11 protein-coding genes are annotated in these 12,796 nt (G+C 45.6%); 6 read left to right on the top strand and 5 right to left on the bottom strand.

Going from position 1 to position 12,796, the window contains the following annotated elements:
* From B3K91_RS12935 to B3K91_RS12915, 5 genes are all read left to right on the top strand, one after another.
* Positions 1 to 1,149, top strand: a 1,149-nt coding sequence (locus B3K91_RS12935) for a dipeptidase (protein ID WP_292595336.1), incomplete at its 5' end; no start/stop codon positions are given.
* Positions 1,150 to 1,262: 113 nt separating this feature from the next.
* Positions 1,263 to 1,898, top strand: coding sequence for a DUF6305 family protein (locus tag B3K91_RS12930; protein ID WP_099829780.1), 636 nt, complete (start codon positions 1,263 to 1,265; stop codon positions 1,896 to 1,898).
* Between the two features lie 61 nt (positions 1,899 to 1,959).
* The gene (locus B3K91_RS12925; RefSeq protein WP_099829781.1) at positions 1,960 to 3,264 is read left to right on the top strand and encodes a C4-dicarboxylate ABC transporter; all 1,305 of its coding nucleotides are present in this window, start codon (positions 1,960 to 1,962) and stop codon (positions 3,262 to 3,264) included.
* Between the two features lie 15 nt (positions 3,265 to 3,279).
* Positions 3,280 to 3,432 carry a hypothetical protein gene (locus B3K91_RS12920; protein ID WP_165775360.1) on the top strand — a complete coding sequence of 51 codons (153 nt, stop codon included), beginning with the start codon at positions 3,280 to 3,282 and terminating at the stop codon, positions 3,430 to 3,432.
* 10 nt (positions 3,433 to 3,442) lie between these two features.
* Positions 3,443 to 4,591, top strand: a complete 1,149-nt coding sequence (locus tag B3K91_RS12915) for a succinylglutamate desuccinylase/aspartoacylase family protein (RefSeq protein WP_214061065.1) — start codon at positions 3,443 to 3,445, stop codon at positions 4,589 to 4,591.
* Between the two features lie 68 nt (positions 4,592 to 4,659).
* Here the strand turns inward: B3K91_RS12915 and B3K91_RS12910 are convergent, their stop codons facing one another.
* From B3K91_RS12910 to B3K91_RS12890, 5 genes are all read right to left on the bottom strand, one after another.
* Positions 4,660 to 5,295: an HAD hydrolase-like protein gene (locus B3K91_RS12910; RefSeq protein WP_292592425.1), complete on the bottom strand. Its 636-nt coding sequence runs from the start codon at positions 5,293 to 5,295 to the stop codon at positions 4,660 to 4,662.
* A complete protein-coding gene (locus tag B3K91_RS12905; protein WP_099829784.1) occupies positions 5,295 to 5,948 on the bottom strand; it encodes an HAD-IA family hydrolase in 654 nt (217 codons plus the stop codon). Before B3K91_RS12905 ends, B3K91_RS12910 begins: the two co-directional genes overlap by 1 nt.
* 69 nt (positions 5,949 to 6,017) lie before the next feature.
* On the bottom strand, positions 6,018 to 6,521 hold the full coding sequence (locus B3K91_RS12900; RefSeq protein WP_349682113.1) for an inorganic diphosphatase: 504 nt from the start codon (positions 6,519 to 6,521) through the stop codon (positions 6,018 to 6,020).
* A gap of 105 nt (positions 6,522 to 6,626) precedes the next feature.
* Entirely contained in the window at positions 6,627 to 8,093 is a 1,467-nt protein-coding gene (locus tag B3K91_RS12895) for a C1 family peptidase (protein ID WP_292590291.1), read from the bottom strand.
* A 13-nt stretch (positions 8,094 to 8,106) separates the two neighbouring features.
* On the bottom strand, positions 8,107 to 9,447 hold the full coding sequence (locus B3K91_RS12890; protein ID WP_292590290.1) for a hypothetical protein: 1,341 nt from the start codon (positions 9,445 to 9,447) through the stop codon (positions 8,107 to 8,109).
* 318 nt (positions 9,448 to 9,765) lie between these two features.
* On the opposite strand from B3K91_RS12890, the gene leuS reads away from it, so the two are divergent.
* A complete protein-coding gene (gene leuS / locus B3K91_RS12885; protein ID WP_292590289.1) occupies positions 9,766 to 12,141 on the top strand; it encodes a leucine--tRNA ligase in 2,376 nt (791 codons plus the stop codon).
* The last annotated feature ends 655 nt before the right edge of the window (positions 12,142 to 12,796 follow it).

The raw sequence follows: 12,796 nt of genomic DNA, 5'->3' as shown, positions 1-12,796 counted from the left end.
GAGTACGGTTACTACGGTTGGGGAGAAACACTGACAGTAACAGACCCAAACGAAGCCTGGGTCTTCGAAATCTGTGCATCGCCAGACAAGAAGAGTGCACTTTGGGCGGCAAAGAAGGTTCCAGATGGAACAGTCTTCGTAGAATCGAATATGTTCAGGATAAGAGAACTCGATCCTGAAAGCCCTGACAATATGTTCTCGCCGAATCTTATCGATGTTGCAACAGAAGCCGGCTGGTACGATCCCAGCACAGGCCCTATCGACTGGATGGCAACTGTTAGTACAGGAGAATACTCCTATCCTTACTACAGTCTGAGAAGAACATGGAGAGTTCTCGACAGAGTCTCCCCATCTCTTGGACTTTCTCCCTGGGTAGAAGACAGTTTTACAAAAGACTACCCATTCTCTATCGTACCTGACAAGAAACTGTCGGTTGCAGATGTTATTGATCTCTTCAGAGACCACTACGAAGGAACAGAATTCGATCTTACTGAAGGGCTTGCAGCAGGCCCATTCGGCAATCCTAATCGCTATGCCGGTTCCAGTAAGCTAGTAAAGGGAAGCTGGGAAAGAGCCCTTTCTATCTTCAGATGTGAATACGTTTTCGTTTCTCAGGTTAGAGACTGGCTTCCTGATCCTGTCGGTGGAGTAGTATGGTGGGGAGCAGCTGCACCTCACGAGACGATTCTTGTGCCGATGTACTGTGGAATAACGGACGTTCCTTATGCTTATGACAGTGGTAGCCTTCAGGAATTCGACTATAATGTCGCATCTTGGGCATTCAACTTCATGGGCAACTGGGCGGAATTGAAGTGGAGCTACATGTATCCGGAGATTCAGGAACTTCAGAAGAAGATCGAAGGAAAGCTCTTTGCAGTACAGCCAGCGATTGAAGCGGCAGCTGCACAGCTTTACGAAACAGATCCAGAGCTATGTAAGGAATTCCTTACTGATTACGTTGCTGACGTCACCGACAGAGTAATGGCAGAAGTATGGGATTTCAACGAATATCTAATAACCAAGTACAGAGACGGATACATCAACATCCCGAACGTTGGTTCTTCAGCTGGATACCCCGATTGGTGGCTGCAGGAAGTCGGTTATGCAGACGGTCACGTCTTTGGTGACGACGCTTACAAACCTAAATGATAGTCCTGGCCTGCCCCTTTCGGGGCAGGTTTTCTTCGATAATTTCGGACTTTGTATACGATATTTGTTTCAAATATATGAGTCGAATAGAGCAGAAAGAAGGAGGTAGTTTCATGAAGAAAGCAATTCTCGTTATGATTATTGTTTCTGTTGTTGGTGCACTTGCCTTCTCGGCTACAGAAGTCTCACTGGCACTTCCTGTTGTAATCACTTCAGCCGGTCAGAGTACGGAAGTTGAGACGGTGACTTATGTTGCCGACGAAGTAGGTTTGAAGTACGATTATTGCGACATTCTCTCCAAAGATGAGCTAGCTGCCGGAGTAGGCCTTGGTGGAGCTGTGTCGGCTATTGGAAAGCACGTGACCACGCTTTCCCCTGATCCCAAAGGGACGAAGTTTCAGTCAATGATCCTGGTTCTTGGTGCGAGTCTCAAAGGTATGGGAGCGTCGGGATTGTCTGTAGAATCGGAAGTTTCAAGGCTCAAGGCACTCATCGACTACGCAAAGGCGAACGAGATCGCAATAATTGCCGTGGCAATCGGCGGTTCAGTTCAGAGGGGTCTTCCTGGTAGTCCGATCGAGGTAATGATTGACACAGTAGCTCCCTTTGCAGACATCTTCATCGTGACAAAGGACTCAAACAAGGACGGCAGATTCACGAATGCCGCTTCAGAAAGAAATGTGCCAATAGTGGAGATTGATTCAGCTTTCGATCTTCTCGACACATTCACAGAAGTCTTCGGGTTGTAGTTGATTGGATGCGGCGCGATCGTGATGATTGTGCCGCGTTCATTATAAGGGGGTAATCACGTTGTCAGCTGATGCAATATATATGCAAACGATCATAGCCGGGCTAGTCATGGTTGGAGCCTACGCCGTTGGAAAGTTCCTGAAGTTTTCAACGGAACTATGTATGTTTGTTGCAGTAATCGGGGGAGCAATTGCCGGAGGAGCAGGTTTTGACACTTTCAGGCATATAGCCGAAGGATCGGTAACTTACCTCGACATTGGACTTATCTTCGTATTTGCGACGATTTTCATGAATATTATCAAAGAGTCGGGTGGAACGAATTATATCGTCAGGAAGATAATTGGAGCTTTCCATAACAAAAGAGTCCTGATGCTGATACTACTGATGCTTGTAATTCTAGTTCCGGGAGCGCTCACCGGAGCAGGGAGTATCTCCGTTCTAGTTGTGGGGGGTACGGTAGCAGCAGCCCTTAACGCGATGGGACTTTCAAAGGTCAGGATTTCGGCGCTAATCTTCATAATTGCGGGTTTGAGCGCTGCTGCTCCGCCAGTCAACATCTGGGCAATGATGACTTGTGCGGGAACAGCAATACCTTATGTGGGGTTCACAATGCCTCTTCTTGTACCGATCTTGATTCTGGCGCTGTTTTCTGTCCTGTTCTTTGGACGTGGTGCAAAGAACATAGACAAAGAAAAGGCACTAAAAGAGATTCCCGATCCCAAAGGGCTCTCCGGGTGGAGCGTTGCTGTTCCTTTCCTTGTCTTGATATTCCTGCTCGGGGCCCCCAGAATCTGGCCGTTCGGATTCCCGGTTCTTGGATTGCCTCTAGTCTTTGCAATCTGTGCGTTAGTTGCTTGGCTAATGAACTTCAAGAGAGTGAATATTCTGAAGGTCAGCAAAGAGACCGTTGCCCAATTAACACCCCTGATAGCAACCACCGCAGTTGTGGGAATGCTGATCCAGGTCATGAGTTTCAATGGTGTGAAGGGTTTGATCTCAATGTGGATTGTTACGGCTCCTCTGGCTATAGTCTGGATACTCCTTCCCTTCATAATACCGATATCGGAAGGTCTCCTTACATATGGTGGTGCGATGGTAATAGGAATACCGCTTATCTGGATGTTGAATTCAAACGGAATAAACCCGGTAATTGTTTTGGCAGGATTAAGCCTTCTATGGCCTCTTGGAGATGGACTACCCCCAACTGCGCTGATAGGGAGGTTGACAGTGAGTACGGTTGGCTATAAAGGTTCTTACGGCTCGTTCTTGAAAGAGTGTGTAGTGCCCTGGATAGCCATAACCGCAGTTGCTATGATACTGATTATCTTCGCCAACAAATTCAACTTCCTGATGATGGTAGGTTGAGGAGGAGGTGTCGTCATGACTTTGATAATGTTTCTGTATTATGTGATGACAGCCTATGTGGCAGGCATGCTAATATGGAACTTCATTAAGACCAAGGATTTAAAGAGCGAGATACTCTATACTTTGGCTCTTCTACCCCTCATTCTCAGACTGCTGAGAATGAAGTAGGAGTGGTTTTATGATGAGAAAACTTATAATCGCTGGTGTACTTGCACTTATAGTTCTGGCTGGAGGAATACCACTGTACGTTCAGAGGTACTTCAAAGAAGAAGTAGTGGCCGGACCAAGTGTGACTAACGTTTTTAAACTCAGCAAGTACTTTGACGGAATAGAAGGAACGATTGCAGATACCGATGTTTTTGAACTGAAGGGCGCAGAGGAAGGCGGGAAGACTCTCATAATAGCGGGGACCCATGCCAATGAACCCTCTGCGGCTTTACTCGCATATTTTTTCATCGGGAATCTCGAAGTGGAAAAGGGAACAGTCTACGTTATTCCCCATTTCAATGTTAGCGGTTCTCTTGGAACACAGCCAGGTGGAGGATTTCCTCTCTACTACTATCTGGAAACTCCATGGGGAGAACAGAAGTTCAGAATGGGCGACAGAGGGTTCCAGGCACTTGACCAGTGGCCAGACCCGGACGTCTATGTACACTATCCTGATGGTCAGCTTTTGTCGTACATAGACGCAAGAAACACAAATCGATCCTGGCCAGGCAGGCCTGACGGATTCCTTGCTGAGAAAGTATCCTTTGCAGCAATGGAGATGATCCGTAATGAGGGTATAGATATCGTTATTGATTTGCATGAAGCAGAGGCGATGTACCCTGTGACCAACTGCATAGTTGCCCCTGAGAAGTCAATGCCCTATGCAATAGGAGCTTCCTTCTATGTGAAGGGAAGAGAGAAGTTTGATAATCACGTGGAGTCTTCTCCAACCGGTTACAGAGGCCTCTCACACAGGGAAATTGGCGATTGGTCCGACGCATACCCGTTCTTACTGGAGTCACCCGGAGTCCATCTTGATCAGATTACGGCTGCCAAAACTCCAGAACTGATTATCGATGGTATAGACCCATTTGTGTTGAAGGCTGGTGAAAAGGGATTGCTTTTCGTCCCATACGACGAGAACGGATTCTCTATGGACAGAAGAGTCGGCCAGCATTCTTCAGTTATTCAGGAGATTCTGTCTCAGTGGACGAAGAAGAACCCCGACAGAGGATTCTCGGTTTCCGCCGCAAGATACGCCGAAATAGTCGAAAACGGACTTGGATACTACTTCAAGGACCCTGCTGAAGCAGATTCAAGAAAGGTATACTACCAATAGAATATCTTTCTGCATAGGAAAAGTGCATACGGGTTTTGCGTATGCACTTTTTTCATTTGCTATACATGTTAGGAATGGCCGTCATCAGAAACAATCTTTTCAAGCTGTAACAGATTGTCTATTGTGAAGTCGACTCGAATGGTTGGTCTGGATCCATTCTGAGAGAAGAAACATGTCTTTGTTCCCGCATCCCTTGCAGCAATGACGTCAAGGTCTCTATCACCAATGGAGAGAGTTGATCTGGGGTTCAGTCTATAATTTCTTATCGCGCTGACGAAAGCATCGGGGTCTGGTTTCCTCTTAAATCCGCTTTCTCTGGTGATTATGTCGCTGAAAAGCGAGGTCATTTCATAGTAACTTAGCAGCTTGAAAGCAGTCTTTCGCGATCTATGAGTTATGATCAGATTCTTACCGCCATTCCTTACAACTATTGAGCACACCTCGCGAGCACCTTCAAAAGGAGGTTGCTCGGCCGGGTCGAGTTCTTCTTCAGATTTCTTGAAGTCTTTGTAGAAGGCATAGTCAACTCCTCTATCCAAATAGAAGTCAACGGCCTTTCCGAGGGTGTCTTTCATGAGGGAGAGAATTTCGTTTTCGGAAGCGACATATCCCTTTCTAAGCAGAGCCTGTTTAAACAGTCTGACCATAGCGGGGTAGGTATTGAAAAGCGAACCGTCGAAATCCCATATAAGATTCTCGATCATCAGCTTTCACAACCACTGTATCTGTTGCACACCTGCAAAACAGAAGGAACCTGTTTCAAGGAGGTAACGACAAAATCAGCTTTTGTGGTTGCTGACGACGAATCTGGATTGAAGAGGCAGGTAGCTATTCCGGCGCGTTTCCCGGCCTCAATATCGATCTCTCGATCACCGATTGTAATAACTCTTTCTCTCTCAAGCCCATACTTGTCGATAATATACATAATTGCCTGTGGATCGGGCTTTCTGGCAAAACCACCGTCTGCAGATACAATTTCGGAGAAAAGATCCAGCATCTTGTAGTAATTCAGAAGTTTGGTCATGGAGTAATTACTCCTGTGACTGAAAAGGAAATTACTTCCACCGTTCTTATTAATCTGGATACAGGTATCCTTTGCCCCTTCAAAAGGTGGTTGTCTCTCCGGTTCAAGATGGTTCTCTATACTGTAGAAATCCTCCAGAAATCCACTGTGCAGTCTGTACTTATCCATGAAGTGTTGTGCGGCTTTCGATGTTGATTCCTTAAGCTTTTCAAGAATTTCTTTGACGGAAGCTCTCACCTCATACTTCTCAAGGACCCTCGAGAATACCTCCGCTGCCGCAGGGTAAGTATCGAAGAGAGTGCCGCCGAAATCCCAGATAACGTATTCATACATAATGGATTCTCCTTTCCTGTTGCTAAGTCAATGATATACGCTTTTCGGAATTTCGTCCTGTCGCACATTTTAAGAATTCTGAGTTTCTTCAAGATATCTTGTTCTTGATGCAGCGATAATTTCCAACGTTTCTTCTCTTCTTACCCAGCCCTCAATACCCGTTTTCTTCTTTTCGAGATCCTTGTATACGGAGAAGAAATGTTCTATCTCTTTCAGTAGATGAGGTGGAACGTCGTCGAGCGTCTCGATATAGTTCCAGACCGGATCATGTATCGGAACACAAAGGACTTTCTCGTCAGGGCCCTTCTCATCCCACATCTTGAATGCGCCGATTGGCTTTGCCTCAATCAGACACCCGGGAAAAGTCGGCTCCCATAGCAGAACCATTGCATCAAGCGGATCTTCGTCTTCGGCAAGAGTATTTAATATGAATCCATAGTCCATCGGGTAATGAACAGCAGAAAACAGAGTCCTGTCGAACCTTATCCTCTTGAGTTTCTTATCATACTCATACTTATTCCTACTTCCCTTAGGAATCTCTATCATTATGTCAAGCACGGTTTCTTCCTGCAAAGCTCTCACCTCCTTATCAATTATGCCAGAAAGACTACAGACTAATGATTATCACAAAAGAAGAACCCCCTAAGGGGGTTCTTCTAAACCTATTTCAAAACATTCTTACCTGTTGTTAAACAAGAATACCCAAGCAGCAGCGTCTTCGCCGTTGATCTTCCCGTCCTTGGGGAAGGAAATGTCACAGGTTGCGATATCCTCTGCTTCTGTCGAACCTATCTTTTCGACCAAAGCTTCGAAATCCTTCTCGTCGACAATGCCATCACCGTTTATATCAAGACTGTCTTCTTCGTGATGTGCAAGATCGTCGAAAATCGGAAGATACATCTCTCTTCCTTCGATTTCCCAGAAACCTATCTGTCCGCTCTCATATTGTTCCTCGCTAATGGCGGGGATTACATAGTAGCCCCCGTCTCCCCAATCATAGGCCCAGGAGTTCTTGATTATCCAGAAGGTGGTTGCTGTGAACTCTGGAGAACCGGTCTGTGTTGGATCCAAATATGTGTAGCTTTCGATTTCTTCGTCCAGTATAGGAGTTGCATCAGGATTCGTCCTGCCAGCTAGGATTATGTCATCGAGCTCGGTGGCATCCGCCCATCCAACTAGAGTGACTGCGTGTCCGCCTGTGCTGTAGTCTCCTTCTACAGGAGAATAGATTCCCTTGGAATAGAAGTTGAAACTGTATGGAACTGAGAAAGAGACGGCAAGAGATCCGTAATCCGCAAGAGCTGTCTTTATCATATTCAGATAATCCTCGTAGCTATATCCTAAGCGAGCTGCCGCTGTTGCAGGAGGTATCATCACACTTCTCGAGGACTTCAGCAGCGGAGCATTGTATGCCGATGGGGGCAGAGGAATCTCCTCTCTGGGGTCCAAATAGACTTCAGAATATGGAGCGTATTGTTCTTCCATCATTCCATACCTTATGAGATTGTACATTGCAAAGTAGCTGTTTCCACCCTCAAGGCTGTTCCTGTCCTGAACATAGTTGTCAGGTGAAAAGCTGTAGATGTCCCAGTCGATGTTATGATAGGTTCCCCATCGTTCCGAATAATCCAGGGTGTTATCCACGTTTCCGTTCATCCCATATATCTGCACTGCAAGCGCACTTTCAAAAGAACCAACAGTAGCGAAAGACCAGCAGCTGCCATGAATGAACTGGTCTCTAACGGGTTCAAGCCTCACGAAATAGCTTTCAGCCACTTCTCTCGGTTCCAAAAGGACGAAAGTTGACATCATGAGATCGTCTGTTGTGGTCATCCCCTGAATGGAAAAGTCCTCTACTTCTTCTATATATGCCATTCTAAGGTACTCAACCAACCGATCGCTAACATCCTTTGGAAGATCAATGTATCCATTAAGCCGCTCAAATATCGCATCGACATCTGCGATATTTGCGGTTTCAAGCTTTGCGACAAAGCTTTCTTCCAGACCTGCTTCCCAGCTCAAATTCAGCTTTTCTATTGAAGAATTTACTTTTTCCTCAGCTGACCTTACTTGAGTTGCAATACTTGCCAGTGCAAAGGACGATATCAAAACTACCGTAAGTAGAACTATAAAGGTTTTCTTCATAGTAATCCCCCCCTTACTCCAAGAAGACAATTGGTTCGTGGTCAACAATGAAACCGTCAACAGAACCATTGTCTACATCTCTGAAAGCGGGATTTGGCAAATCGGGATAGATGCCATATGTATCCCAGTAACCTTCGTACGCCAGTCCAACGGCAATGATCTCGCCTTCATAATCCTCAGGAACTGAGAAAGTGAGAGTTGCGAAGACATCATCGGCAGCTCCAGCTTCATCTGCTCCATTCAGGAAGGCTTTGTAAAGGGTGACAGCCTCATCACTACTCTTGAATGTTCCAACATCCTTCAAACCTGCCATGAAATTCCCGAACTCAACGCTTTCAAGAACCAAACCTTCGCTGTTCCACAGAGAGAGTTGAATATATCTGACATCATACAGATCGGCAAAACTCGCAACATTTTCTGTCATTACACCTACAGTAAACGAATCTCCAGGTCCTATATCGCTGTCAGGAGTGGAAAGGCTGATAATCGGTTTTTCGTCTGAATCATACCTCTCTCTTAGAGCAAACGCTTTGTAGGCTTCTCCGTAGTCGTTAAGCGTGTTTCCAAAGACATGAGCCTCAACCCATCTTGCATAAACTGTGTTTAGTTCAAAACCGACTTCCGCAAGAGGATAGAATAGAACGAAACCACTATACGGACCTTCTACTCCGGCATAATATACTCTAATTGAGTCCGTGCCATACTCAAAACCGTACGGTACCCAAAGTGTACTATAAACTTCCAAGTAACCCGGTAGGTACACGTACCTGTGTAGATCAGATCTGTTGTTAGGTATCTCTTCCCAAGTGTCATACAAGCCATCTTCATTGGTGTCCAGCAGGTTCAATCGCTTCCTTACAGTCACCTCTTCGGCAGGGACAATTTCCTCCGAAGCAGTTTTATAAAACCTCATGCCGAAGACTTCATCTTCGATGTACTCGAACAAATCGCTGTAATCGAAATACATCAGCCCAGCTCCAGATTGAAAGAGTTCTCTCTTCATATTAGTCGCTTTGAAAGAGATAGTCTTCTTTGTTTGAGCCCCCATCGAATCGGTCGCTACAACCTCTGCGACGTACTTTCCCTCTTCGTCTAGAGCGTACACCGCTTCGCCGGTGTCTACTACAGACAGAACTTCAGCCCCATTCTTGTAGAGCTTGAACTCAGAAGTGACTTCCGTGTCATCGAAGTCAGTTACTTCCCACTCGAAAGTGACAAGCGTCATCGGAGCAATTTCCTGTCCTTCCGAAACGGAGCCTGTCAACGATACCACTGGCGGATTGTTGATCTTGAAGCAGCCAGAGACAAAGAACAGGAATACAAGCAACAGAGATACGAACAATGCTTTCTTCATTCTCTTACCCCCTTTTTCGAGATTTCGTGTTCATGTACAATTATACATTCACAGGTGCCGATTCTGAAAACCTCATTTCTGAACAATTCTGCTTCCAGCGCTTGAAAACAAAATTGTCCACTTTACGTAGATCATGCAGGACACCGTCGGGAAATCCCTGAAAAACTTCGATAAACGAGTCGTCAACCTGCTTTTCAAATGAAGACTCTTGCCTCTCTGATCGACCGGGTTTGTCATCCCAAATTCAGTAACACTAGCATGTTATAATCCATCTAAGTTGCTTTTCTCAAGCTTTACACTCATTCGGGGAGGTAGCATATGTACGATTTCAGGGTGATTGAAAGGAAATGGCAGGATTACTATGCGAAGGAGAAGCCGTTTAACATAGATCTCAAGAAAGCGGAGAAGCCTTTCTACAATCTCATGATGTTTCCATATCCCTCCGCTGCCGGTCTCCACATAGGAAACATGTTTTCCTTCATCGGATCGGATGTATATGGAAGGTTCATGAAGCTCAAGGGCTACGACGTCTTCGAACCGATCGGTTTCGACGCTTTCGGTATACACAGCGAGAACTATGCCTTGAGAGTTGGGAGACATCCTGCTGAGCTCACTCCGAAAAGCATAGAGTACTTCAGAGAAGAGCAGCTCAAAATGATTGGTAATATTTTCGACTGGAACAGCGAAGCGATAACTTCTTCTCCGGAGTATTACAAGTGGACCCAGTGGATCTTCATTCAGTTGTTCAAGAACGGTCTTGCTGAGAAACGTGCGTCAAATGTTAACTGGTGTCCTTCGTGCAAGACAGTGCTGGCCGATGAGCAAGTAATTGACGGTCGTTGCGAACGATGCAATAATGAAGTCGAGAAACGTGAGATGAGTCAGTGGTTCTTCAAAATCACAAAGTACGCAGAGAAACTGCTGTCTAACCTCGAGAAGCTTGACTGGACGGATACTACTAAGAATCTTCAGCGCGCGTGGATAGGGAAATCTTCTGGAGCCACGATTTCTTTTAAAGTATCTGGAATGAATGAGCAGATAGATGTGTTTACAACCCGTCCAGATACGATATTTGGAGTAACTTACATAGTTGTAGCTCCTGAATACGGTCTGGTGAACAAGCTAGTCACGCCTTCAACAGTGGAGACTTTTGATAATTTCAAAGAAGAAGTGAAGAGCATGGATCTTGCCACAAGAACATCTATTTCTCGTCCAAAAAACGGGATATTTACCGGTTCTTACGCCATTCACCCTCTTACTGGTGAGGAGCTTCCAATTTGGATAGGAGATTACGTGCTGGCAGAATATGGAACGGGTGCCGTTATGGCCGTCCCGGCGCACGATGAGAGAGATTATGTCTTTGCGAAGAAGTATGGACTAGAGATAAGACAGGTCATAGAATGCGATCCCTCACAGTTGCCCTATACTGAGAAGGGAAAGATGATCAACAGCGAAAAGTACTCGGGTACGCTCAGTGTTGATTTCATCGACAAGATTGACGAAGTGAGCGAAAGCATAAAGGGCTCTGTGAACTATCACCTTCATGACTGGTGTATTTCCAGACAGCGCTACTGGGGTCCTCCGATACCAATGATCTACTGTGATAAGTGTGGAACTATCCCCGTCCCTGAAGATCAATTGCCAGTGATGTTGCCAAATACCGATGACTACATACCTGACGGCAGCGGCAAGTCTCCACTGGCCAAGAACAGCGAATTTGTCAACACGACTTGCCCGATTTGTGGAGAGGCTGCCAGAAGAGAGACCGATGTCTCCGACAACTTCCTTGATTCGGCATGGTATTATCTGCGATATCTCTCACCGAGCAATGACAGTGGACCTTTTGATGATGGGCTCGTTGAAAAGTGGTGCCCGGTCGATATGTATATAGGCGGAAATGAACACGCAACTCTCCATCTGATGTACTCGAGATTTCTTGCGATGGCGCTACACGATATGGGTTTTCTTCCTTTTGAAGAGCCGTTTGCTTCATTTAGAGGACACGGGCTTATCATAAAAGACGGGGAGAAGATGTCGAAATCGAAGGGAAATATCGTCAATCCCAACGAGTATTTTGAGAGCCATGGAGTGGATGCCCTTAGAACCTATCTGATGTTTATGGGGACCTTTCTCGAAGGCGGAGATTTCCGGGACAGCGGAATGGACGCGATGAGAAGGTTTCTGAATCGAGTTTGGGACATCGCAACAATGCCTGAAGGCAAGAGCTCGACAGATCTGAAGATAAAGATGGCAGAGACTGTGGAAAAGGTCGAATATTCAATCAAGAATATCAAGCCGAACACGGCAATAGCCGCTCTCATGGAGTTCGTCAATGAGGCTTCGAAAGAGAGCGCTATCGAGAGAAAGCTCGTAGTAGATATGGCAAAACTCCTCTCGCCTTTCGCCCCCTTCATTTGCGAAGAGATATACAGCACGAAAGGCGGGAAGAAGAGGACTATTCTTGAAGATGGTTTCCCTTCTGGCTATGAGAAATACGCTTCTCTGGCGAAGACTGAATTGCCTGTTCAGATTACCGGTAAGATGAGAGGAAAGGTTGTGCTTCCTCAGAACGCCTCCCAGGAGAAGGCAATGGAAGCGGTAATGGCTGATGAGAAGCTCTCAAAAATGCTTGAAGGAAAGTCAATAAGAAAGATCATCTACGTACAGGACAAGATAATCAATATAATTATTTGAGTGTAGTAAGAAATAGTATATTCTCAACATCTAGAAGGAGGGCCAGTGGCTCTCCTTTGTTTTCCATCGATTAGTCTCCGTTTTGATGTGGGTTTTCGTGAAACGAAAATGCTTGAATTTTCGTATCTTGCATGGTGTCTTACAGTACTGAACACAGCCTCTTCCAGAACTGCTTGTTGATTATCTATGGAAAGCGGCAGATCAAAGTGGTAAAAACCATCAGGTGCGTCATGCTCGCTTCTCAGAGACTCGTATTTCTTGCGTAGTCCCATTTCCTCTATCGTGTAGTATCGACCACGTAATCTGCCTCGATATATGTTTCATTACCCGCTAGACTGTGGAGAATCTTCTTGAGCGACAACTTCTGTTTGTATCCGAAATGATGCATCGACTGAACCGAAATGGCAATGTCGAATTCTTCCGATGGCAAATCAACTTAGAAGTAGGAACCGGTAATCAAGTTCAGGCTGTCCAGTCTGTCTTCATGTTTGATTCTAAGAATTTCGAGCATCTTCTGGGACAAGTCGACACATGCTACTCTGGTTGTCGTGTTTAGTCTGAATATCTCGTCGAGTTCCGCAACCGAGATCAAGTATTTTGATTCCAGCAGTAACTAAAACTAACCTTTCCACTTCTCTGTAGAATTTAGCAGATT

Source organism: Mesotoga sp. UBA5847, assembly GCF_002432735.1.
GTDB lineage: Bacteria > Thermotogota > Thermotogae > Petrotogales > Kosmotogaceae > Mesotoga.
The sequence above is the reverse complement of the archived record's forward strand: the minus strand, read 5'-3'. Positions and strand labels throughout refer to the sequence as shown.

Coding starts and splice junctions, on each gene's coding strand:
- B3K91_RS12930 (WP_099829780.1), top strand. CDS start 1,263: ATGAAGAAAGCAATTCTCGTTATGATTATTGTTTCTGTTGTTGGTGCA.
- B3K91_RS12920 (WP_165775360.1), top strand. CDS start 3,280: ATGACTTTGATAATGTTTCTGTATTATGTGATGACAGCCTATGTGGCA.
- B3K91_RS12915 (WP_214061065.1), top strand. CDS start 3,443: ATGATGAGAAAACTTATAATCGCTGGTGTACTTGCACTTATAGTTCTG.
- B3K91_RS12910 (WP_292592425.1), bottom strand. CDS start 5,295: ATGATCGAGAATCTTATATGGGATTTCGACGGTTCGCTTTTCAATACC.
- B3K91_RS12905 (WP_099829784.1), bottom strand. CDS start 5,948: ATGTATGAATACGTTATCTGGGATTTCGGCGGCACTCTCTTCGATACT.
- B3K91_RS12895 (WP_292590291.1), bottom strand. CDS start 8,093: ATGAAGAAAACCTTTATAGTTCTACTTACGGTAGTTTTGATATCGTCC.
- B3K91_RS12890 (WP_292590290.1), bottom strand. CDS start 9,447: ATGAAGAAAGCATTGTTCGTATCTCTGTTGCTTGTATTCCTGTTCTTT.
- leuS (WP_292590289.1), top strand. CDS start 9,766: ATGTACGATTTCAGGGTGATTGAAAGGAAATGGCAGGATTACTATGCG.